This window comes from Sphingomonas japonica (genome assembly GCF_006346325.1).
GTDB classification, from domain to species: domain Bacteria; phylum Pseudomonadota; class Alphaproteobacteria; order Sphingomonadales; family Sphingomonadaceae; genus Sphingomonas; species Sphingomonas japonica.
In genome coordinates, this window is record NZ_VDYR01000002.1 from 244,745 (window position 1) to 268,070 (window position 23,326).

The following is a 23,326-nucleotide window of genomic DNA, read 5'->3' on the forward strand; positions in this document are numbered from 1 at the left end:
GAACGTGCCTCAAGGCATGATGCAAAAGACAGTGATTCGCTTGGTCCCGAGCGCGTATGTGCCAATCGGCCGATAGTTTTGTCCAAGCACTTGTTCCAATCTCCGCCGGATGTCGGGCCGCTCTCCGCGATACCCGGCTTCGGCGACCACCCACGCAGGGCGCGTCGCCAGTGCCGCAGCCAGTGCCGCGCGCTGATCGACCCCGACCGCTCCGGCCTCGCGGGTGCGGCTCAGGTGGCTGGGGAACACCAGCGCGCTTACCCGGCAGCGGCCTGTGGCCGGGTACAGCATCGTCGGGCCGGAATAGATCAGCAGGCAGCCATTGCCCCTCCCCACTGCGCGCGTCAGCGCCGCAAACTCGGCTGCGGTACCGCGCTCGTGGCGCTTGAGCGCCAGCACCGCTTGCCCGCCGACGAACGTCGCGATCAGGAAAACCGTAACTGCGCGCCTGCTGCGCCGTTCGCTCGCGAAGAAGCCGGCCGAGCAGGTGCAGGCGGCGGCGATCGCGGGCAGTGCATAATGGTCGAACCATCCCCCGAACCCGATCAGTGCGGTTATTGCCGCGGCCAGCCACAGCCGGATCAGGCTGCGCGGCGTACCCGCTGCCCCCTCGCTGCGTCCAGCGAAGGCCAGCGCGACGAGAGGCGCGAGGATCAGCGCCACGATCGCCAGATTGCCGGCCTGCTCGCCGACTGGATCGCCGGCTCTATCGAGGATCGACCAAAAATTGGCGAACAGGAACCGGTCGGCGTGTCCTAAGACCGCATAGCCACCAAGCGCCGCCGCCGTCGGCAGCAGCGCGGCTGCGATCATCGCCGCCGCCAGCCCCGCAAGCGCGAGCGGCGGATCGCGTCGCCGTTGCCAAAGCACCCAGCATCCCAGCGCGATGCCTTCGAACACCACCGAGTATTTAATCTGCAGCGCCAGCCCGAACAGCGCCATCGCCGCCACTGCGCGACCCCGGCTGGCCCCGCCGCTCAACACCAGCACCGCCCCGGCGACCGGCAGATTGTAAAACACCGGCGCCTGTCCGCCTTGCCCCTCGGCAAAGTTCAGCCACAGCAGGTAGAGGATGCCGGCTGCCAGCGCGCCGCGTTCCCAACCGACACGGCGGGCGATCGCGCCGATCACCCCCGCCGTCGCCACCGCAAACGCCAGCGCCAGCGCCTGATACGCCAGGATGCCCAGCGGCCAGCCAAGTGCTGCGGCGGGCAGGTAAAGCGCGAACAATCCGATCGGCTTGCGATCCCAGATATCGACAAAGGGCAGCGCCCCTTTTGCCATCGCGTCGGCAACGACGAAGTAGAATTGCTCGTCGACATGAAGGATCGGGTTGCCAAAGGTCGTTGCTCGCGCGGCGATCGCTGCTGCCAGCAGGATCAGCCAGCGCATCGCGGCGGACGGTATGGCGGTACGCACGCTTCGGCGCGTATCAGGGTGGTCGTCAGGTGTCACGACACCGCCATCGAGGGACGGCACAGGATGACCGACAAGGGAGAATGCCATGACGCTTCTGATCGATCGCCGCTCGCTCCTGTTGACCGGCACGCTCGGGCTGGGCGCGTTTGCGGTTCCGGGCTTCGCGCAGCTTGCCGGTGTTCCAGGCGCGCGCGGGTTCACGCATGGCGTGGCGAGCGGTGAACCCGGCGCGCATTCGATGCTGCTGTGGACGCGCTATGTCCCGGCGGACGGCGATGCGGTCAAGCTGCGCGCGGAGATCGCCGAAACGCCCGACTTCGCCCGGGTGATCCGCGGCGGCGAGATGATCACGGGGCCGTGGCGCGACCATAGCGCCAAGATCACGGTCGCCGGGCTGGAGCCGGGACGCCGCTATCACTATCGCTTCGTCGCGCCCGACGGCAGTGTCTCTGCGACGGGGCGCACGCGGACCTTGCCGGAGGGGGCAGCCGAGCGCTTCACCGCGGCAGTGTTCTCGTGTTCGAATATCGGCTTTGGCTATTTCAACGCCTATGCCCACGCGGCGGCGCGGGGCGATCTCGACCTGACGATCCATCTTGGCGATTATTTCTATGAATATGCGCCCGACAACTATCCCGCGGCGGACCAGCTCGTCGGCAATCGGGTGCCGCAGCCGATGAAGGAGATCGTCGCGCTCGCCGATTACCGGCTGCGCTATGCCAGCTACCGTGCCGATCCCGACCTCCAGGCGATCCACGCCGCCGCGCCGATGGTCGTGCAATGGGACGATCACGAATCGGCGAACGACAGCTGGGAAGGCGGCGCGCAGAATCATCAGGACGGCGAAGGCGACTGGCTGGCGCGCAAGGCGGCGGCGATGCAGGCGTTTCGCGAATGGCTGCCGGTCAGCGACGAGCCGTGGGCGGAGTATCGCATCGGCACGCTCGCGTCGCTGTTCCGCACCGAGACCCGGCTGCTCGGCCGCAGCAAGCCGCCCGAACTGGCGCCGCTGTTCGTGGGCGGAGGCGATCCCGTCGCGGCGCTGACCGCGTTCCGGGACGGTGCGTGGCAGGATCCGGCCGCGACGATGATGGGGTCGGTGCAGGAAGCGTGGCTGGACGGAGCGATGGCCCGGTCGGTGCGCGACGGCGTCGCGTGGCAGGTGGTCGGCTTCGGCACGATCATGGGCAACACCCGCGCCCCCGAGGAGGCGCTGGGCTGGATCAAGGCCGATGCTCCGGAACGCACCAAGGCCTATGTCACCGCCGGCGTCACCGCGTCGAAACTGGGGCTGCCGTCGAACCTCGACAATTGGGGCGGATACCCCGCGGCGCGCGCGCGCTTCCTGAAATCGGCGCAGGCGCTGGGCGGCAGCACGATCGTGCTGGCGGGCGACAGTCACAATGCCTGGGCCTACGACCTCGCGCAGGACGGCCGTCCCGCCGCGACCGAGTTCGCGGGGCAGGGTGTGACCTCGCCCGGCTATGAAAGCGCGGTCGCGATCGATCCGAAACAGGTCGCCGCCGCGCTGGTCCGCACCAATCCCGAGCTCAAATGGTGCGACACCTCGCGCCGCGGGTACATGGCGCTGACGCTGACCCCGGGTGAGGCGCGCAACGACTGGGTGTTCGTCGATACCGTGCGGATGCGCGGCACCGGGGCATCGGTCGGCCACACCGCGACAGTCGAACGCGGCCGCAACGTGATGGCGTAAAGCGCTAGTCCAGGCTCTTGCCCGCCTGCTCGAGCATGTCCTTGCTGAGGCCGGCGCTGGCGACGATGCGCTCGAGTTCGCCGCGCATCATCGCGGCGCGATCGTCATCGAAGCGCTTCCAGCGGCCGAGCGGCGGGACCAGCTTGGCGGCGGTCTGCGGATTGAGCTTGTCGAGCGCCAGCAGCTGGTCCGCAACGAAGCGGTAGCCGCGCCCCGACGGGTGATGGAACGCGCGCTGGTTGACGCTGAACATGCCGACCAGTGCCCGCGCGCGATTGGGATTGGCGAGCGTGAAATCGCGGTGCTTCGCCAGTTCCTCGACCTGATCGACGGCATCGTCGCGCGCCGACAGCGCCTGCACCGAAAACCATTTGTCGAGCACCAGCGGATTGTCGCGATAGCGGTTGTAGAAAATGTCGAGCGCGGCGATGCGCTTGTCCGACGTTCCGTTGACCAGCGTCGCCAGCGCGCCGTGCCGGTCGGTCATGTTGTCGGCGCCCTCGAACTGCGCAAAAGCGAGGTCGGCGGCGTCGGGCGCCCCCGAAGCCGCGAGATAGCCGAGCGCGACGTTGCGCAGGCGGCGCAGCCCCTTGGCGGCGGGCGTATATTCGAAGCGGTTGGCGGCGGCGCCGTCATAGGCGTCGCGCCATTGCTCGCCGAGCCGGGTCGCCAGATCGCGGCGCAGCGCTTCGCGTGCGCGGAACACGGCGTCGGGATCGACCACGCTCAACTGGTCGCCGATGAAGCTCTCCGACGGCAGCAGCACCGCTTCGCCGACGAACGCCTTGTCGAGATCGGGCGAGGCCAGCGTCCGGGCGACCGCCGCGATCACCGCGTCATGGTCGGCGCGCCCGTGGGTTACCGCCGTCACCAGCGTGTCGAGCATCAGCTGCTGCATCGCTTCGTAGCGCGCGAACGGATCGTCGTCGTGCGCCGACAGGAACGCCAGGTCGGCGGCGGTGCGGTTGGTGTCGAGGATCACCGGCGCGGAAAAGCCGCGATTGATCGACAGCACCGGCGTCTCGGCCACCCCGTCGAACGCGATATCGGCGCTGGTGTCGCCGAGCAGCACCAGCCGTTCCTCGCCCAGCGGCTTGCCCGTTTCCGATCCGAACAGCTTGATCCGCAGCGGCAGCAGCATCGGCGCCTTGTCGGGCTGGCCGGGGGTGGGCGGCACGAGCTGGCGCAGCGCGATCCGCGCGCGGCCGTCCCCGGGCGCATGCGAAAGCTGCGCCGACACGCGCGGCGTCCCCGCCTGGCTGTACCACAAGCGGAACTGCGTCAGGTCTGCGCCGCTGGCATCTTCCATCGCGCAGGCGAAATCCTCGACCGTCGCGGCGGTGCCGTCGTGGCGGTCGAAATATAGGTCCGATCCCGCGCGGAACGCCGCTTCGCCCAGCATGGTGTGCATCATTCGGATGACTTCGGCGCCCTTGTTGTAGATCGTCGCGGTGTAGAAGTTGCTGATCTCCAAATATTCGTCGGGACGCACCGGATGCGCCAGCGGTCCGGCATCCTCGGGGAACTGCGCGGCGCGCAGTCCCCGCACATCCTCGATCCGCTTGACCGCGGGCGATCCCTGGTCGGCGCTGAACTGCTGGTCGCGGAACACGGTGAAGCCTTCCTTGAGCGAAAGCTGGAACCAGTCGCGGCAGGTGACGCGATTGCCCGACCAGTTGTGGAAATATTCGTGCGCGACCACTGCGGCGACCGCGTCATAGTCGTAATCGGTGGCGGTATCGGGATCGGCGAGGATGTAGCGGCTGTTGAAGATATTCAGCCCCTTGTTCTCCATCGCGCCGAAATTGAAATCGTCGACCGCGACGATGTTGAAGACATCGAGGTCGTATTCCCGGCCATAGACCTTTTCGTCCCACGCCATCGCGGTCTTGAGCGCCGACAAGGCGTGGTCGGTCTTGGCAAGGTCGCTTTCGCGCACCCAGATGCCCAGCTGCACCTCGCGCCCCGACATCGTCGTGAAGCTGCCCGTATTGGCGACGAGGTCGCCCGCGACCAATGCGAACAGATAGCTTGGCTTGGGAAACGGATCGTCCCATTCCGCCCAGTGGCGGCCGTCGCCCGCGTCGCCCGAGCCGACCGGATCGCCATTGGCGAGCAGCACCGGATAGCGCGTGCTGTCGGCGGTCATCCGCACGCGATAGCGGGTGAGCACGTCGGGGCGGTCGGGGAACGGCAGGATGCGGCGGAACCCCTGCGCCTCGCACTGTGTGCACAGCAGCCCGCCCGATGCATAGAGCCCCATCAGCTGGGTGTTGCGATCGGGATGCAGCGTCACCGCGATCTCGATGCTGTGCGCGTCGCCGGGCAGCGTGACCTCGATCGCATCGTCCAGTTGCGACCAGTCGGCCTCGACCCCGTCGATGCGCACGCTGTCGGGTACGATACCGTCGCGATCCAGCCGAAGCGGGCGATCGTGCGCGCCGCTGCGCACCGCCGACAGCGAGCCGGTCACCCGCGTCTCGCCGGCGCCAAGCTCGAAGTCGAGCGCCAGTTCGGGCACCAGCCAGTCGGGTGGACGATAATCGGCGCGGCGGATCGGCTGGGCCTTCGCGGCGGGCGTGGCGATCGAGGAACGGATGTCGAGCATGGATGTCCTTATCGCGAAACGCCGCGCGGCCGGTAGCGAATTGTCGAGGCAGCATATTCGGCCGGGCAGGGTTTGCGCGCAGGCGTCCTATGCTGCTAATCCACCGGCCAACCTGCGAACGAAATGAGGATGTTCATGTTCCGACCCCTGTTGCTGATCGGCCTGTTGTCGACCGCCGCCGCCGCTACCGCCCAAACCGCCCCCGCGATGACACCCGCGCAAGAGAATGCACAGGCCAACGCCGTGCTGCCGCCCGAACAGGCGGCGATGAAGGCGCATGTCATGTTCCTGGCGTCCGACGAAATGCGCGGGCGCGAAGCCGGATCGCCCGAATATGACATCGCCGCCAACTATGTCGCCTCGCAATTCTATTCCGCCGGCCTGCGGCCGATGGGCACCGACGGCAGCTATCTGCAGACGGTGCCGCTGGTCAGCTACAAGGCGGCGGGGCAGGGCAGCTTCGTGCTCAGTCGCTCGGGCGCCCAGCCGCTGGCGTTCGGCACCGACTATGTGCCGTCGCCCAATCCGGCCAGCGCCGCGACCGATATCACCGCGCCGGTGGTGTTCGTCGGCTATGGCATCGACGCGCCCAGCGAAGGCCGCAACGACTATGCCGGCGTCGATGTGAAGGGCAAGATCGTCGCGTTTTTCGGCGGAGCCCCCGCGGCGCTCAACGGTGAAATCCGCGCGCACCTGGGCAGCCCGGCAACCAAGGCGGCGATGGCCGCTGCCAAGGGTGCGGTCGGCGTCATCCAGCTCGAATCGCCGGTCACGGCGAAGGTCCGGCCATTCGCCCGGCTGGCCGACAGCTACGATCATTCGCGCATGACCTGGGCCAATGCTGACGGAACCGGCCATCTGTCGGCGCCCGGCACACCCGCGCTGGGCACGCTGAGCCTGGCGGGGGCCGAAAAGCTGTTCGCCGGCGCGCGGACACCGTGGGCGACGGTCGTAGCGCTCGCCGACGACGATGCCGCCAGGTTCAAGGCCGAGCAACTGCCCGGCACGATGACGGTCAAGCTCCAGACCGAGATCAAGCCGGTGACGAGCTATAACGTCGCCGGGCTGCTCGAGGGCAGCGATCCCAAGCTTAAGTCCGAGACCGTCGTGCTGACCGCGCATCTCGACCATGTCGGCGTCGGCAAGGCCGTCAATGGCGACACCATCTACAACGGCGCGATGGACAATGCCGTCGGCATCGCCTCGCTGATCGAGGAGGCCAAGCGCTTCAAGGCATCGGGCACCGCGCCCAAGCGTTCGATCCTGTTCCTGGCGGTGACGGCCGAGGAAAAGGGGCTGGTGGGCGCCGACTATTTCGCCAACAACCCGACCATCCCCAAGGACCGGCTGGTCGCCAACGTCAATCTCGACATGCCGATCATCACCTACAAGTTCGACGACGTGATCGCGTTCGGCGCGGCACGCTCGACGCTGGGGCCGATCGTCGAGCGCGCGGCGCAGAAGCTGGGTGTGACCTTCTCGCCCGATCCGATGCCCGAACAGGGGCTGTTCGTGCGTTCCGACCATTATCGCTTCGTCCAGCAGGGGATTCCGTCGGTGTTCCTGTGGCCGGGCACGGCCGGGCCGGGCAAGGCCGCGGTCGATGCGTTCTTCGCCAGCCATTATCACCAGCCGTCGGACGAGATCGTTCAGGGTCCGCCGATCAACTGGGAATCGGGCGCGCGCTTCATCGAGGCGAACTACATGATCGCTCGCGAGATCGCCGACGCGCCGCAGCGTCCGGCGTGGAACAAGGGCGATTTCTTCGGTACGCTGTATGAAGGGTACGGCGCGAAATAGCCGGTGGTCGGCATTTCCCGCGCGCGTCGGGAAATGCCGCACGACATCGGTTGCGCGACGGGTATCGTGGCGCTGTCCTACATGTGTTTGTTCTGCTAATGTTCCGATATGCGCCGTGTCTTTCCGCTTTTGTTGCATCGGCCTCACCGCCGCGTTGCTGAAGTGGAGAACACCGCGCGAGACTCTCCACTTTCTCCACTTCACGATTGGAACTGCATCATGAAGTCCGCGCTGCTCGCCCTGCCGCTGGTTGCCCTGACGCTAGCGCCCGCCGCGGCGCAGCAGACCGCAAGCCCCGAGGAAGCCGAACTCAAGGCGCATATCGCCTATCTCTCGTCGGACGCGATGGCGGGGCGTGCGCCGTTCACGCCGCAATATCGCACCGCCGCCGACTATGTCGCCAAGCAGTTCGCCGCGGCGGGAGCGGTCGCGGGCGGGGAGGACGACAGCTTTTTCCAGCCGGTGCCGCTGGTCCGCGTCGTCCCGGACGGCCGCGGGACGATGGAGCTGGGTCGCGGCGGCAAGACCACGGCCCTCGTGTTCGGTGAGGATTTCGTGTCGCTGGGATCGCCCCTGCCCGGCAAGTCGGCGGTGACCGGCGACGTCGTGTTCGCAGGCTATGGCGTGGTCGACGCAGGCAGCGGTATCGACGATTATGCCGGGCTGGACGTCTCGGGCCGGATCGTCGCGGTGCTGGGTGGTGCGCCTAAGGGGCTGCACAGCGAGGTCGCGGCGCATTTCGGGTCGCTCCAGGCCAAGGCGATGCTGGCGGCCGCGCGCGGTGCCAAGGGTGTGCTGGTGCTGATCCCGCCCGCGCAGGAAAAGAAGATGTCGGTGTCCAGGCTTCTCGCGCAGTGGGAACGCGGGGCCACGACCTGGGCAAAGGACGGCGTGCCGGCAACGTCCACGCGCGACACGCCGTTGGTCGGCTTCATGGGTGCTACGGGCGCGCGCAAGCTGTTCGCGGGCTCACCGCTCGACCTGGAGGCGATCGCCGCCGCGGCCGAGGCGGGTACGCCGGTCCCGCGCGGACCGCTCGGCACCAGCCTGTCGGTTGCGCAGAAGTTCACCGTGCAGCCACTCGGCACCAGCGACAATGTCGTCGGCGTGATCGAGGGCAGCGATCCCGCGCTCAAGGACGAATATGTCGTGCTGTCGGCGCATCTCGACCATATCGGCGTCGACGAGGATGCCAAGCCGGGCGCGGACGCGATCAACAACGGCGCGATGGACAATGCGCTGGGCGTCGGATCGCTGATCGAGGTCGCGCGCGAATTTCAGCGCTCGGGCAAGCGACCGCGGCGCAGCGTCATGCTGCTGGCGGTCACGGCAGAAGAGATCGGGCTGCTCGGATCCGACTATTTCGCGCGCAATCCCACGGTGCCCCGGCAATCGCTGGTGGCGGAAATCAATCTCGACATGCCGGTGATGACCTTCGATTTCGTCGATCTGGTGGCGCTGGGCGGCGATCGCTCGTCGATCGGTCCGGTCGCGGCCAAGGTCGCGGGCGATCTGGGGTTCAAGCTGGTGCCCGATCCCAGCCCCGAACTCGCCTTCTTCGTGCGCACCGATCACTACAGCTTCGTCAAGCAGGGCGTGCCGTCGATCTCGCTCGACACCGGCCCCGGCGGTCCCGGGCAGGCGGCAATCACGGATTTCCTCGAGAAGCATTATCACCAGCCTTCGGACGAGGTCGGGCTGATCGATATGAGCGCAGCGCGGGACTTCGTGCGGGTCAATTACGGCATTGCCCGCGCGATCGCCGATGCCGACGCGCGGCCGGTGTGGAACAAGGGCGATTTCTTCGGGGAGATGTTCGGCGCGGACGCGAAGTGATCCTGTCGCATCTGCGCCGGGATAGGAAGGGTGCAGCGTGCGATTGCTGATCTTCGGGTTCGGATACACCGCTCGCCGTATCGCTGCCGCGCTTCGAAATCGGGATTGGTCGGTGATCGGCACCACCCGCGACGGTCGCGACGGCACGATCGCCTTCGCCGACGCCGACCGCGTCCGCAGCGAGATCGCACAGGCGACGCACATCCTGTCGTCGGTGCCGCCCGACGGCGACGCCGATCCGGTGCTGGCCACCTATGGCGGAGACTTGCGCGGCACGCTTGCCTATCTTTCCTCGACCGGCGTCTATGGCGACGCCGATGGCGCGTGGGTCGATGAAGGCGCACCGACCGGCACCGGCCGCCGTACCGCTCGGGCGCAGGCCGATGCCGAATGGCTGGCCCGCGGTGCGCGTGTGTTTCGCTTGCCCGGCATCTACGGTCCCGGCCGCTCGCCGCTCGATCGTGTCGCGGCGGGGACCGCGCACCGTGTCGATCTACCGGGACAGGTGTTCAGCCGATGCCATGTCGACGACATCGCCAGCGGCGTGATCGCCGGGCTGGACGCGCCGCCCGGCGCCTATAACCTGGCCGATGACCTGCCCTGTTCGCAGAACATCGTCATGGCATATGCCGCCGCGCTGCTCGGTCTCCCGCCGCCGCGCTTCGTATCGCTGGACAGCCTGTCGCCGATGGCGCGCGGTTTCTATGCCGAGAACCGACGCGTGGCAAATGGCAAGGCAAAGCGCGTGCTGCGCTGGCAGCCCGCCTATCCCGACTATCGGTTCGGCCTGCGTGCCCTCAGCGCGATCACCAGCCCGGCCATCGCCAGCACTCCGCCCGCAGCCGCCAGCAGCGACCAGCGATAGCCTTCGAACAGGGTCGACAGCAGCATCGCGATCACCGGCACGATCACGCTCGAATAGGCCGCCTTGGCCGGACCGATCACCCGGATCACCCCGAAATAGAGCGTGAAGGCGAGCGCCGATGCGAACAGGCCAAGATACAGGACACCCGCGATATAGCCTGCGCGCCATTCGAACACCGGCGGGCCGGTGGTGGCATAGGCGAACAGCGCGTTGAGCGCGGTGCCGATCAGCATCGCCGCCGCCAGCGTCGTCGACATCGGATAGCGCCGTGCCGTCGCCGATGCCGACATCACGTTCGAGATCGATGCCGACAAGACGCCTGCCAGAGTGATGGCGACGCCGGTAAGTACGGTGGCAACTCCCGAGGGATCGACTCGCGATTCATGGACGAACAGCAACGCCACCCCCGCCATCGCGATTGCCGATCCGACCAGCAATTGCCGCCCCAGCCGCTGCCCCAGGAAAATGCGTCCGAACATTGCGTTGGGTATCAGCAGCAATGCGAACACCACCGCGACCAGACCGGAGGTGATGTAGAGTTCGGCGCGGTAGACGAAGTTGAAATTGAGCACGAACTGGAACGACCCCAGCGTGGCGGCATAGCCCCAGCCTCGCGCATCCATCGCAATCGAATCGCGGCGGACCAGCGCCCACGCCAGCATCGCGATCCCGGCGACGAGGAAACGGTACGTCACCGACCAGCTGGGCGGAACGGTGCCGAGCTGGTCGCGGATCACGATCCACGTCGATCCCCAGATCAGCGTGACGATGCCGAACGGGATCAGGATCGCCAGCCGCGCCGATTGCGGCGCCGGGGTTGTGCTCACGCCGCGCGCTTCACAGCGTGGCGATCGCTTGCGCGAGCGGGCGGATATCGGCCTCGCTCTGATCCCACGCCGTCACGAACCGCGCCGCGCCGGTCCCCCAGTCGTAGAAGTCGAAGCCCTGTTCGCGCAGCGCCGCCGCTTCCTCGGCCGTCAGGCGCAGGAACAGCTCGTTCGCCTCGACCGGATGCATCAGGCGTTCACCCGCCGCCGCGGCGAGTTCGGCGGCGCCGGCATTGGCGGCGCGGGCATTGTCGAGCCACACATCGTCCTCCAGCATGGCCAGCAGCTGCGCCGCCAGGAAGCGGCCCTTCGATGCCAGCAGCCCTGCGCGCTTGCGGCGATACGGCGCGGCGGCGGCGATCTCGGAATTGAAGAAGATCAGCGCCTCGGCATTCATTCCGCCATTCTTGACAAAGCCGAAGCTGAGCGCGTCGACGCCGGCCTTCCACGTAGCCTCGGCCGGGGAACAGCCCAGATGAGCGACGGCATTGGCGAAACGCGCGCCGTCCATATGCAGCCCCAGCTTGCGCCGCGTCGCCACCCGGCCGATCGCCGCGACTTCGTCGGGGGTGTAGACGCGGCCATATTCGCTGGCGTTGGTGATCGAGATCGCGTGCGGCTGGACCTGATGCACGTCGTCGCGGATGGCGCTGCAATATCCGTCGATGGTCGCGGCCTCGAGCTTGGCGCCCTCGCCATCGAGCAGCAGCAGCTTGGCACCGTGGGTGTAGAATTCGGGGGCGCCGCCCTCGTCGACCTGGATATGCGCTTCGCGGTGGCACAGGATGCCGCCATGCGGCGGGCACATGGCAGTCAGCGCCAGGCAGTTCGCGGCGGTTCCGGTCGGCACCCACAGCACGCGCACCCGCGTCGCGAACAGCTCGGAGAAGCGCTGGTCGAGCTGCTGGCTGAGCGCATCCCCATCATAGGCGGTATCGAGCGTGTTGGCCGCGGCGATCGCGTCCATGACCTGCGGACAGACGGCGGCGGCGTTGTCGGAAAAGAAGCGCATGGTCCACGCCCATGCGTGGGCCAGCTTCAGCCGTCAACGCCTGTGATGCCGTGGGTCGCGCCGGAAAGACGGCAGCGATCAGAACTCCTCGATCAGCTCCGGATCGGGCGGCACTTCCTCGAGCGGGGGCTCCTCGCGGCGGGGATCGCGGTCGATCACCTCGAGCGTGCCGTCGGGAGCGACCCGGACGGCGAGCCCGCGGCCGCCGAACTCGCCCTCGAACTCGATCGGCGGGACCTCAAGTCCTTCGACGCTGTTGTCGATCAGCGCGTCGAGAGCGTCCTCGTCGGACACTTCGGCGACTGGCGGGGCTTCCCGGGCCGGGCCGCTGACGCCCAGCGCGCGGGTCATGAAATCGCGCCAGATGCGCGCGGGCACGCCGCCGCCCGACAGGCCGGGATTGGGGGTGTTGTCGTCATTGCCGACCCAGACGCCGACCACCAGATCCCCCGAATAGCCGACGAACAGCGCGTCGCGATTGTCCTGCGTCGTTCCGGTCTTGCCGAACGCCTCGACCGCTAGGTTCGCGCGCGTCCCCGTGCCGCGCGTGATCGATGCATTGAGCAGCTGGCGCAGATTGGCGAGGTCGTCGCCGTCGATCGGCCCGGCCTGACCCGACAGGCGTTCGAACCAGCCGGGATTGTCGCCCTGCTCCAGCCCGCGCGGGCGCACCGGCGTTTCGCCCGCGGCGATCGCGGCATAGGCGGCAGTCAGTTCGAGCAGCGATACCGACGAGGTGCCGAGCGCGATCGATGCCTCGTTGGGGATCGGCGTCGAGATGCCGAGATCGCGCGCGGCACGGATCACCGCCTTTGGTCCGACATCGGCGGTCAACCGCGCGGCGACGACGTTTGACGAGCGTGCGAACGCTTCTTCGAGCGTGATCTCGCCGCGATAGCGGTTGTCGTTGTTCTTCGGCGACCATTCGCCGATCGTCACCGGGCTGTCGTCGACCATCGAATCGGGCGTGTAGCCCGCGCGCAGCGCCGCCAGATAGACGAACAGCTTGAACGTCGATCCCGGCTGACGCTGCGCCTGGGTGGCGCGGTTGAACGGGCTTTTCTTGTAGTCCTTGCCGCCGACCATCGCCACGACCCGCCCGTCGGGCCGCATCGCGACGATCCCGACCTGCGCCTCGCGTAGCCCGGCATTGCGGACGGCACGTTCGGCAGCTTTCTGAAGATCCATCTGCAGCGTGGTGCGCACGGTCTGGTCGTTCGAGATGCCGCCTGCCTCGTCGCGCGCAGCGGGTAGCACCCAGTCGGCGAAATAGGTGCCGCTCGGCAGTGCCTTGACCTTGTTGAGCTTCAGCCGGGCGGGCGACACGTCTTCTGCCTCGGCAGCGGTGATGACGCCGGTGTCCGCCATAGCGGCGACGACGAGTTCCTGCCGCTCGCGCGCGCCTTCGAGGTTGCTCGACGGGGCGAGCCGCGACGGCGCCTTGACCAGCCCGGCCAGCATCGCCGCCTGGCCGATCGTCAGGTCTTCCGCCTTACGGCTGAAATAATGGTTCGCCGCTGCCGACAGCCCGTAGACATTGTCGCCGAAATAGACGTTCGACAGATAGCGCGACAGGATCTCGTCCTTGGTCAGCCATGCCTCCAGCCACAGCGCGATCATCGCTTCCTGCGCCTTGCGGCCAAAGGTGCGGTCGGACGACAGGAACGCGTTCTTGGCGAGCTGCTGCGTAATCGTGCTGCCGCCCTGCGACGAATTGTCGGTGAAGGTGTTGTTGACGAAGGCGCGGGCGATACCGCGCGGGTCGATCCCCCAATGCGACTGGAAGCGGCGATCCTCGATCGCGAGGAATGCGCCGGTAACATGCTCGGGCAACGCTGCTGCATCGACCGGATCGCCGATGATCGCGCCGCGCCGCGCGATCGGCGTGCCCTCCGCGGACAGCAGGGTGATCGACGGCGGGGCGGGCGGTTCGAGCGACTTCGACAGGGGCGCGGTGATCGCCAGCCAGGCAATGGCGAGCACCAGCACGACCGGGATCACGGCGAGCAAACGCACCATCCAGCGCATCGGGCTGGCGCGCCACGCCGCTGGAAGATCGGCGCTGCGATCGTAATGCGGCGTATCGGGGGCGGGCGCGGACCCGCCGGCGCCGCCGAGCGGCACTTCGAACGGGTCGTCGTAGCGCCCGGGGGTCAGGTTCTCGTGCCGCATGTTCTCGCGCTCTCAGCGCACCGTGTTACGCACTTAATACACCAAGTGCAATCCCGTCCGCCCTACGCCCGCAGTCCAGCCCCGACAAGGATCACGTGACTGGTTCGAACGCAAGGTCGTGGAAATCATAGCTGAAATCGGCGAGGGGCGAGAGCGGTTTCATTGTCACGCCGGTGACCTTGCCGCCCGCGACCGCAAAGCTGACGACAGCATCCTCGCCTGCGCCTTTCGGGAAACGGGTGCGGAAGCTATCGGTGCCCCAGGGTTCGAGCGCGCTCTTGAACACCGGCGTCGGCACGAAATCGATCTGCAGCGCGCCGCCGCGTTCCGCCACCACGACGTCGCCATACCAGGGATCGCGATAGCGTCCGGCATAAGCAGCGAGCGGCAGGCTGGGCTTGCCGGGCGGCGCTGTGTCGATACCGCCTGCGACGCTCGCCAGGGCTTCGGCCTGCCCGGCCGAAACGCGCGCCGCATAAGCGGCCGGCCAGTCGAATGCAGACGCGCCGATCAGATGGTCGAGCAGCGCGTTGCGGATCGCCGAAGAGGGGCCGTCCTCGGTATTGGTGAAGACCGCGACACCGATGCCGCGATGCGGAAGCAGTGCGGTCTGAGTGATCTGCCCCGACAGGCCACCCGAATGATGGATCAGCCGCTCACCGCGATAATCCTGGACGAACCAGCCGAGCGCATAGGTCTGGGTGACACCGCGCTGGGGCAGGTCGTCGGTCGGTCCGGGCGTCCCGGCGACGATGGTGCGTGGCGTCCACATCTCCGCACTCGCCTCGGCAGGCCACAGCTGGCTTCCGTCCGGCAGCCTGCCCAGCGACAGCTGCACCTGGAGCCATTTGGCGATGTCGGTAACGCTGGCGTTGATCCCGCCCGCCGCATCGGTCATCGGCCCTTCGTCGGGGGCGATCACCTCGACCGCGCCCATGCCGCGCACCGGTGGTCCGAGCCGGGCATGGCGGCCCGCGACATTGTTGGTCTTGAGGAACCGCAGCGCCGGAACCGCGTCGGTCATGCCGATCGGGCGCAGCAGGCGTTCGGCGACGAAGGCGTGCCACGGCTTGCCCGATACCCGCTCGATCAGCAGGTCGGCGACGACGTAGAGGATGTTGTCATAGGCATAGCCGGTGCGAAATCCGCGCGCGAAGGGCAGGTAGGGCAACGCCTTGAGCGCATCGCTGGCGGGCCGGTCGCTGGCCGGGAACTGCATCAGGTCGCCTGCGCCCAGCGCCAGTCCGCTGTTGTGGACAAGCAGCTCGCGGACGGTGAGGTTCTCGGTCGCGACCGGGTCCTTCATGCGGAATTCGGGCAGATGCTTGCGGACGGGATCATCCCAGGCGAGCTTGCCGTCGGCGACCAGCAGCGCGATGCACGCGGCGGTAAAGCTCTTGGAATTCGACGCGATGCCGAAGCGGGTATGCGCATCGACGCGCGCCGCCTTGCCAAGCGTGCGTACGCCATATCCCTTGAGATACGGAGCGCTGCCGGGGCGCACGATCGCGATCGCGAGGCCGGGAATGTCGAAGCGCCCCAGCCAAGGCTCGACGATCGCGTCGATCGCCGTGGCGTCGTCCTGTGCCAGTGCGAGCCCGGGCCATGCCAGCGCGCCGGCTCCCGCAACTGCGTAGCCGAGCGCCGTGCGGCGCGTGACGGTCAGACGTGCCATGTCGAACTCCCCCCGATGTTCGAGGGAAATGCTATCGTAGCGCGCAGCGCCCCGCAATCAGGCTTCGAGTTCGACGTCCCAATAGAGCCAGTCGTGCCAGGTTTCGTGTAGGAAGTTGGGCGGAAAACGGCGGCCGTGTTCCTGCAGGTGCCAGCTGGTCGGGCGGATCGGTTCGATGTGCAGCGGCATCGCTGCCTGACGAGGCGTGCGGCCGCCCTTTTTGAGGTTGCACGGCGCGCAGGCGGTGCAGACATTTTCCCAGGTGGTGCGACCGCCCTGGGCGCGCGGGACGACGTGATCGAAGGTCAGGTCGTGGCCGGAGCCGCAATATTGGCACGCGAACTTGTCGCGCAGGAACAGGTTGAAGCGGGTAAAGGCGGGGAATTGCGAAGGGCGGACATATTGTTTGAGCGCGATGACGGAGGGGAGCTTCATCACCGCGCTGGGACTTCGTACCTCGCGTTCATAGAAGGAGACGATGTCGACCCGGTCGAGAAACACCGCCTTGATCGCGGTCTGCCACGGCCACACGCTGAGCGGGTAATAGCTGAGCGGCGTATAGTCGGCGTTCAGCACCAGCGTCGGGCAGCTGTCCGGATGGCGGATCAGATCGGGATGATACATCGGCTCCCTTCCCTTCGTCCCGACCGCCTTTCGCCAATCGGGATGACGGCATGATGACAGCATGGCAGGACGGCGACGGTCAACCCGTAGCTGTGGACGAAATTGTGGATAAGCTGGCGACGACGCGCTTTGCGCCAAGCCCGACCGGGCTGTTGCACCTTGGCCATGCGTGGTCGGCGGTGCAGGCGCACGACCTGGCGCGCGCGGCCAATGGCCGCTTCCTGCTGCGCATCGAGGATATCGACGCGGCGCGCAGCCGGGACGAGCATGTCGCCGCAATCCTTGCCGATCTGGCGTGGCTGGGGCTCGAGTGGGACGGACCGGTGCTGTTCCAGTCGCAGCGTCTGGCGACATATGGCAGCGCGCTCGAACGGTTGCGGCAGGCGGGCCTGGTCTATCGCTGCTTTTGCACCCGCGCCGAGATCGCGGCGAGCGCATCCGCGCCACATGGCAGCGAGGGGCCTGTCTATCCCGGAACCTGTCGTCGCCTGACCGCTGCCGAGGAACGGGCGGACGAACCGCATTGCTGGCGGATCGACATGGCCGCGGCGACCGCGCGTGCGGGGCCGCTGACCTGGCACGACGCGCACGCGGGAACCGTCAGCGCCGACCCGATGGCGGCGGGCGATGTCGTGCTGGCACGCAAGGATGCGCCGTCGAGCTATCACCTGTCGGTAGTGGTCGACGACGCCGCGCAGGGCGTCACCGATATCGTGCGCGGCACCGACCTGTTCGATGCGACCCATGTCCACCGCGTGTTGCAGGCTCTGTTGGACCTTCCGACACCGCGCTACCACCACCACGCGCTGCTCGTCGGAAGCGATGGCGAGCGGCTGGCCAAGCGCCGCGGAGCGCCGACGCTGGCGGCGATGCGAGCGGCGGGCGAGGACGGACACGCGCTGGCGCAGCGGCTTCGCCAGGGGCAACTCCCCCTTGGTTTTGCGGTCGCCGCGCCCTAGATATCGCCAATGCAAACCTTCCTGGTCATCCTGCTCATCGCCGCGATGCTGGCCACGGTCGTCGCGCTGGTGCGCGGCATCGTCATCTTCCTCAAGACTACCGAAGCCGACCTGAAAGGCGAGGGGCCGAGCGTGTCGGCCACGCGGTCGAACAAGATGATGCAGGCGCGCATCCTGTTCCAGGCGATCGCGGTGATCATCGTCGTGCTGCTGCTGATGTCGACGGGACGGGGCTGAACCGCTGGTCAAGCTCAACCGCATCTATACCCGCACCGGCGACGACGGCAGCACCGGGCTGGTCGATGGGTCGCGCGTGTCGAAGGCCGATCTGCGAATGGCGGCGATCGGCGATGTCGACGAAGCCAATTCGGCCCTGGGAGTGGCGATCGCGGTGCTGACGCCGGGCGCGCTCGCCGACCTGTTGACGAGCGTGCAGAACGATCTGTTCGACCTAGGTGCCGACATTGCCACGCCGGGGGACGACTTCGCCCCGTCCACGACCAGTCTGCGCATCGTCCAGGCGCAGGTCGATCGCATCGAGGCGGCAATCGATTTCCATAACGCCGCGCTGGAACCGCTGACGAGCTTCATCCTGCCGGGCGGTGCGCCGGCGGCCGCGGCGCTGCATCTGGCGCGATCGATCGTGCGCCGTGCGGAACGGAGCTTGGTAGCTGCCTGTAGCGCGATGCCGGTCAACCCGGTGGCGCTAACCTATGTCAATCGTCTGTCGGATTTGCTGTTCATCGCCGCACGAGCGGTGAACAAAACAGCGGATGGCGACGTTCTGTGGGTACCGGGGGCATCGCGCGCCTAGCGCGGTGCGAGGGGTTCCGGATTTCTGCTCGATCAAGGCGGTTGCCTCTTGCCGTCGTATTCTGGTATCGGAGAACAGAATGCGAACGAAATTGAGCCTTCATGCGCATCCTGTCGGTCTCGCGGATCGCTTCCGCAGCGTCCGCGATCTCAGCGCGGCGCTGGTCTCCCGTCTGTCCGATGCGGATGCCAGCGTGCAGTCGATGGCGGATGCGTCACCGGCCAAGTGGCACCTTGCGCACACGACGTGGTTTTTCGAGACGTTCGTGCTGCGTGACCATGTCCCGGGCTATGTGCTCCACGACGCGCGCTTTCCGTTCCTGTTCAACAGCTATTACGAGGCCGAGGGACAGCGGCACGCGCGCGACCGTCGCGGCATGATCACGCGGCCGCACCTGGACGAGGTGCTCGGCTATCGCGCTGCGGTCGATGCGGCGGTACTCGATGCGCTCGACGCGCTTCCCGATGTGGCGCGCGATCTGGTGGCGCTAGGTTGCCATCACGAAGAGCAGCACCAGGAATTGCTGCTGACCGATATCCTGCACCTGTTCGCGCAGAACCCGATCGCGCCCGCGATCTGGGAAGGCGCGCGCAAGGTGCCGGTGCAGATGCCAGGACCGATGGGCTGGATCGAGTGCGGCGCGCAAGTGACCGAGATCGGCCATGATGGCGATGGTTTTGCGTTCGATTGCGAAGCTCCGCGCCATGCCACCCTGCTCAGCGCACACGCGATCGCCGACCGCACCGTGACCAACGGCGAATGGGCCGCGTTCATTGCCGATGGCGGCTATGCCGATCCGCGCCACTGGCTCGCCGATGGCTGGGCTTGGGTAAAGGCCGACGCGATTGATGCACCGCTCTATTGGGAGCGGGCAGAGGACGGCGGCTGGACGCGGTTCGGCCTCGACGGGCGCCGCGCGATCGATCCGGCGGCGCCGGTCACCCATGTCAGTTTCTTCGAAGCGGACGCCTATGCCAGCTGGGCGGGGGCGCGCCTGCCCACCGAGGCCGAATGGGAAGCGGCGGCGGCGGGGTACGACCCGGCCGTCGGAAACCTGCTCGACGCGGCCGGACCCGTCGAGCCGCGCCCGTCGGCAGACGGCCCCGCTTTCTTCGGCGATGTCTGGGAATGGACCGGCAGCGCCTATCGCCCTTATCCCGGCTTCCGCGCCGCCGAGGGCGCCGTCGGCGAATATAACGGCAAGTTCATGTCGGGCCAGTTCGTGCTGCGCGGCGGTTCGTGCGCGAGCCCGCGCGGGCATGTTCGCGCCAGCTATCGCAACTTCTTCTATCCGCACCAGCGCTGGCAGTTCACCGGCGTGCGGCTCGCAAAGGATCTCTGAAATGCTCAAGGCCGAAGCCGGGGACGGGCAGGCGTCGCTTGCCGATCCCGCATTCCGCCACGACGTGCTGACCGGACTGGCGGCGCGGCCGCGCGCCATCCAGGCACGGTGGTTCTACGACCGCCGCGGATCCGAATTGTTCGAGGACATCACCCGGGTCGAGGAATATTATCCGACCCGGACCGAGGTAGCGATCCTCGACGCGTCCGCCGCCGACATCGCCGCACGGGTTGGCACTGGGCGCGCGGTGATCGAATTCGGTTCGGGATCGTCGATGAAGACGCCGCGGCTGCTGGAGGCGGTCGCACCCGCCGCCTATGTGCCGATCGACATCTCGGGCGATTTCCTGCGCGATGCCGCCGCCGAGCTCGCGACCGCGTTTCCCGGCCTGCCGGTGCTGCCGGTCGAGGCCAATTTCATGGCGCCGGTGCCGCTGCCCGATGCGGTCGCCGACCTGCCCAAGCTGGGCTTCTTCCCCGGCTCGACGATCGGCAACATGACGCCGTTCGCCGGGATCGATGTGCTGCGCGCGATGCGCGGGTCGCTGGGCGAGGGCGCGTTGCTGCTGATCGGCATCGACCGGGTCAAGGAGGTCGGCGTGCTCGAGGCGGCCTATGACGATGCCGCCGGCGTGACCGCGGCTTTCAACCTCAACCTGCTCGAGCGGATCAATCGAGAGCTGGACGGCACCATTCCGGTCGATGCGTTCGAGCACCGCGCCGTGTGGAACGACGATGCCTCGCGGATCGAGATGCATCTGGCGGCCACGCGCGACGTCGCGTTCGGCGTCGATGGCCGCGATTTCGCGATGGCGGCGGGCGAGACGATCCACACCGAGAACAGCCACAAATATGATGCCCGCGCGGCGAACACGCTGCTGCGCGGCGGTGGCTGGACGCCGGTTGCGCAGTGGACCGACCCGAAGAACTGGTTCGCGCTGATCCTCGCCGAAGCCAGGCCGCCGGCTGCCGCGCCTTAATCGCCGCCGGTGCGCTCTACCTGCGCCCGGAAGGTAGGGATGGTATCGCTGCTGCCGCGGCATTCGGGCATTTCGGACTGTTCGACCAGGCGGAAGCGTTCGCCGTCCCATGCGAATTTCTGCGCGATGCCGCAGTCGCCCAGACCGCGCCCCTTGGCGAAGCTGTCGAAGATGCCGTTGGCGAATTCGCCGTTGGTGATCGTTGGCACCGCGCCGTCCTCCGGGCTCATCGACGGGTCGGCATCGAACGGCGCGGGGCGCGCTTCGCCATCCTCGATCAGGAACACGGCATTGATCGCGTTGTACGCGCCGCGCGCACAGGGCAGCGACACCATCGTCACCACATCGGACAGCGCATGGATGCGCGGCGCGCCATATTCGTCGTCATAGGCTTCGCAGTCACCCTGCGTGCGCATCGACGCCAGCAGCTCGGATGTCACTGCCGCGGGGGTTCCACCGATCGCCGGAACCTGAACGACCGGCAGCGCCGGTGCGGGAGCGGCAGTGGCGGATGCCGGACCGCGCGCGACGATCGCGCTTTGTGTGCCTGCGCGACCTTGCTCGGCGTCGATATAGCGCAGCGCCGCCGAGGCTCCTGCCAGTGACACGGTCTCGCGCGTACCCGCGCCCGCGGTCAGGGTCGCCTGCTGCCCGTTGACCAGCGCCGCCGCGATCCGCTGCGCGTCGGGGCCGGTGATATAGGCGCCCGCCGGGGTGGTCATCCCGCCGCTCGCGACCACGCGGCCGTCGACCTCGACGGTGAACGGCGGCGTCACTTCACCGTCGCGTCCGGAAAAGCCGATGCGGATCGGGCCGAGCGGGCCGGCCTTGCGCTCGACCGCAAGGGTGATGAGTGGAAAATCACCCGCCTCCGTCCCGAGCACGGTGGCCTTGCAGTCGAGGACATTGTCGCAGCCGACCACCCAGTCGCGGAACACGTCGATCGCGCCGGGCCGCGACGTGTCGGGCGGGGGAGCGGCCGAACTGGGCGGCAGCGCGGTCTCCTGGATCGAGGAATTGGACGGGGGCGCGGTGTCTTGCGGCGCCCGGTCGGAACAGGCGGCGGCGAGAAGCAGCGGGATCAGGATCATGCGATGGACCATAGCGTGCAAGCGTCCGCCTCGATAGGGAATGCCGCAAGCGAGAACCGACGAGGAGAGTGTTGGATGCAGACGATCGGCGTGATCGGGGCGGGGCAGATGGGCGCTGGTATCGCGCAGGTGTCGGCGCAAGCGGGATATCGCGTGCTGCTGTCTGACGTGTCGGCGGAACGCGCAGATGCGGGCAAGGCGGGGATCGCCAGGGCGCTGGCGCGGCTGGTCGACAAGGAGAAGATCGGCGCGGGCGCGCGCGACGATGCGCTCGTCAGGATCGACACCGTGGGCGACGTGGCGGCGATGGGTACGTGCGACCTGGTGATCGAGGCGGCGACCGAGCGCGAAAGCGTCAAGCGTCAGATTTTCTAGACCGTGGGAAAGGTGCTTGGCAACAGCGCCATCCTGGCGTCGAATACCTCGTCGATCCCGATCACCCGGCTGGCGCAGGCGGCGCCGGACGCGGCGCGGTTCGTCGGGGTGCATTTCTTCAATCCGGTGCCGGTAATGGGGCTGATCGAGTTGATCCGCGGGCTGGCCACGTCGGACGACACCGTCTCCCTGGTCGAGGCGTTCGGGCAGAAGCTGGGCAAGCGCATCGTCCACGCCAACGACGCCCCCGGCTTCATCGTCAACCGCGTCCTGATGCCGATGCTCAACGAAGCGTGCTTCGCGCTGGGCGAAGGCGTCGCGACGATCGCCGATATCGATGCGGCGTGCCAGCTGGGCCTCAACCACCCGATGGGGCCGTTCACGCTGGCCGATTTCATCGGGCTAGACACCTGCCTCGAAATCACGCGGGTGCTGTTCGAGGGCACCGGCGACCCCAAGTTCCGCCCCGCGCCGCTGTTGGTGAAATATGTCGAGGCGGGCTGGTTCGGGCGCAAGACCAAGCGCGGCTTCTACGACTATTCGGGCGCGGAGCCGGTACCGACGCGTTAGTGTCGGGTGCAGCCGGCCAGTGCCGATCCAGCGTCGCTGAAAGGCGCTAGGAGGCTTCGGCGAGCAACTCGCGTGCGCTGGAATTTGTCCAGTCCATCGATCCGGTCATCCGCCACACCTCCCGCCCGGCAGCATCGTAGAGCACGGTGGTCGGCAAATTGGCGGCGTAGGCGACCGACAGCGCGGCCTGATCGTCGAGATAGGGCTGGAGCCGCGCGAAATCCGCCTGTTCGAAATAGGCGGCGACCTTTTCGGGACCGGTGATGTCCTGGCTGACCGCCAGCACCTGCAGCGCATCGCCCTCGCGCGCCGCCAAGGCGTCGAGCGTCGGCATCTCCTTGATGCACGGCGCGCACCAGGTCGCCCACAGATTGACGAGCAGCGGCTTGCCCTTGAACGCCGATAGCGCAGTCGGGCTTCCCCCCGGCTCCTTGAACGCGGCGGTCGGCATCGGCTCGCCGGCATGGCTGCGGTCGAGCATGCCGATCTCCTCGGTCACGGCCTCGCCCTGCGCATCCGCCGCCGCGGGCGCGGCACTCGCGACGTTGCCTTGTGCCGGGGCTTGCGATTGCCTATCGCAGCCGCCGACCAGCAGCGTGAGCACCCCGAGGAGAAGAGCGGTTTCGGATCGCAAGACAGGCTCC

The 23,326-nt window shown here is 67.5% G+C and carries 18 protein-coding genes and 1 pseudogene; 10 read left to right on the forward strand and 9 right to left on the reverse strand.

Annotated elements, in window-relative coordinates; translation table 11 throughout:
• Positions 1-9 precede the first annotated feature (9 nt).
• Complete coding sequence (locus FHY50_RS13305; RefSeq protein ID WP_208402851.1) at positions 10-1,419, reverse strand: hypothetical protein; 1,410 nt, start codon at positions 1,417-1,419, stop codon at positions 10-12.
• Between the two features lie 85 nt (positions 1,420-1,504).
• Between FHY50_RS13305 and FHY50_RS13310 the strand changes: the two genes are divergently transcribed.
• Positions 1,505-3,133 (forward strand): alkaline phosphatase D family protein, encoded by a 1,629-nt coding sequence (locus FHY50_RS13310; protein ID WP_140231402.1) that lies wholly within the window; start codon positions 1,505-1,507, stop codon positions 3,131-3,133.
• A gap of 4 nt (positions 3,134-3,137) precedes the next feature.
• Here the strand turns inward: FHY50_RS13310 and pepN are convergent, their stop codons facing one another.
• On the reverse strand, positions 3,138-5,741 hold the full coding sequence (pepN, locus tag FHY50_RS13315; RefSeq protein ID WP_140231403.1) for an aminopeptidase N: 2,604 nt from the start codon (positions 5,739-5,741) through the stop codon (positions 3,138-3,140).
• Positions 5,742-5,876: 135 nt separating this feature from the next.
• On the opposite strand from pepN, the gene FHY50_RS13320 reads away from it, so the two are divergent.
• From FHY50_RS13320 to FHY50_RS13330, 3 genes are all read left to right on the forward strand, one after another.
• The gene (locus FHY50_RS13320; RefSeq protein WP_140231404.1) at positions 5,877-7,541 is read left to right on the forward strand and encodes a M28 family metallopeptidase; all 1,665 of its coding nucleotides are present in this window, start codon (positions 5,877-5,879) and stop codon (positions 7,539-7,541) included.
• 219 nt (positions 7,542-7,760) lie between these two features.
• On the forward strand, positions 7,761-9,377 hold the full coding sequence (locus FHY50_RS13325) for a M20/M25/M40 family metallo-hydrolase (protein ID WP_140231405.1): 1,617 nt from the start codon (positions 7,761-7,763) through the stop codon (positions 9,375-9,377).
• Positions 9,378-9,414: 37 nt separating this feature from the next.
• Entirely contained in the window at positions 9,415-10,242 is an 828-nt protein-coding gene (locus FHY50_RS13330) for a Rossmann-fold NAD(P)-binding domain-containing protein (RefSeq protein WP_140231406.1), read from the forward strand.
• Here FHY50_RS13330 and FHY50_RS13335 read toward each other — a convergent pair.
• The 5 genes from FHY50_RS13335 to FHY50_RS13355 form a co-directional block, all read right to left on the reverse strand.
• Entirely contained in the window at positions 10,152-11,069 is a 918-nt protein-coding gene (locus FHY50_RS13335; protein ID WP_140231407.1) for a DMT family transporter, read from the reverse strand. The two genes, FHY50_RS13330 and FHY50_RS13335, sit on opposite strands and share 91 nt — an antisense overlap.
• Positions 11,070-11,079: 10 nt before the next feature.
• Positions 11,080-12,081: a threonine aldolase family protein gene (locus tag FHY50_RS13340; protein ID WP_140231408.1), complete on the reverse strand. Its 1,002-nt coding sequence runs from the start codon at positions 12,079-12,081 to the stop codon at positions 11,080-11,082.
• A gap of 78 nt (positions 12,082-12,159) precedes the next feature.
• Positions 12,160-14,253: a transglycosylase domain-containing protein gene (locus FHY50_RS13345; RefSeq protein ID WP_140231409.1), complete on the reverse strand. Its 2,094-nt coding sequence runs from the start codon at positions 14,251-14,253 to the stop codon at positions 12,160-12,162.
• Positions 14,254-14,344: 91 nt separating this feature from the next.
• Positions 14,345-15,928, reverse strand: coding sequence for a serine hydrolase (locus FHY50_RS13350; RefSeq protein ID WP_140231410.1), 1,584 nt, complete (start codon positions 15,926-15,928; stop codon positions 14,345-14,347).
• Between the two features lie 57 nt (positions 15,929-15,985).
• Positions 15,986-16,552 (reverse strand): HNH endonuclease, encoded by a 567-nt coding sequence (locus FHY50_RS13355; RefSeq protein WP_140231411.1) that lies wholly within the window; start codon positions 16,550-16,552, stop codon positions 15,986-15,988.
• Positions 16,553-16,602: 50 nt separating this feature from the next.
• On the opposite strand from FHY50_RS13355, the gene gluQRS reads away from it, so the two are divergent.
• The 5 genes from gluQRS to egtD all read left to right on the forward strand — a co-directional run bounded on the left by gluQRS (position 16,603) and on the right by egtD (position 20,646).
• Entirely contained in the window at positions 16,603-17,511 is a 909-nt protein-coding gene (gene gluQRS, locus FHY50_RS13360) for a tRNA glutamyl-Q(34) synthetase GluQRS (protein WP_243846650.1), read from the forward strand.
• 9 nt (positions 17,512-17,520) lie between these two features.
• On the forward strand, positions 17,521-17,748 hold the full coding sequence (locus FHY50_RS13365) for a twin transmembrane helix small protein (RefSeq protein ID WP_140231412.1): 228 nt from the start codon (positions 17,521-17,523) through the stop codon (positions 17,746-17,748).
• A 4-nt stretch (positions 17,749-17,752) separates the two neighbouring features.
• A complete protein-coding gene (locus FHY50_RS13370; RefSeq protein WP_140231413.1) occupies positions 17,753-18,325 on the forward strand; it encodes a cob(I)yrinic acid a,c-diamide adenosyltransferase in 573 nt (190 codons plus the stop codon).
• Between the two features lie 79 nt (positions 18,326-18,404).
• Positions 18,405-19,667, forward strand: coding sequence for an ergothioneine biosynthesis protein EgtB (egtB, locus tag FHY50_RS13375; protein WP_140231414.1), 1,263 nt, complete (start codon positions 18,405-18,407; stop codon positions 19,665-19,667).
• A gap of 1 nt (position 19,668) precedes the next feature.
• Positions 19,669-20,646 (forward strand): L-histidine N(alpha)-methyltransferase, encoded by a 978-nt coding sequence (egtD, locus tag FHY50_RS13380; RefSeq protein ID WP_140231415.1) that lies wholly within the window; start codon positions 19,669-19,671, stop codon positions 20,644-20,646.
• Here the strand turns inward: egtD and FHY50_RS13385 are convergent.
• Positions 20,643-21,737 carry a DUF1176 domain-containing protein gene (locus tag FHY50_RS13385; protein ID WP_140231416.1) on the reverse strand — a complete coding sequence of 365 codons (1,095 nt, stop codon included), beginning with the start codon at positions 21,735-21,737 and terminating at the stop codon, positions 20,643-20,645. The genes egtD and FHY50_RS13385 overlap by 4 nt on opposite strands.
• A gap of 75 nt (positions 21,738-21,812) precedes the next feature.
• Here FHY50_RS13385 and FHY50_RS13390 point away from each other — a divergent pair.
• Positions 21,813-22,682, forward strand: a pseudogene (locus FHY50_RS13390) (3-hydroxyacyl-CoA dehydrogenase NAD-binding domain-containing protein).
• Positions 22,683-22,728: 46 nt separating this feature from the next.
• Here the strand turns inward: FHY50_RS13390 and FHY50_RS13395 are convergent.
• A complete protein-coding gene (locus FHY50_RS13395) occupies positions 22,729-23,316 on the reverse strand; it encodes a TlpA family protein disulfide reductase (protein WP_244935377.1) in 588 nt (195 codons plus the stop codon).
• Between the last annotated feature and the right edge of the window lie 10 nt (positions 23,317-23,326).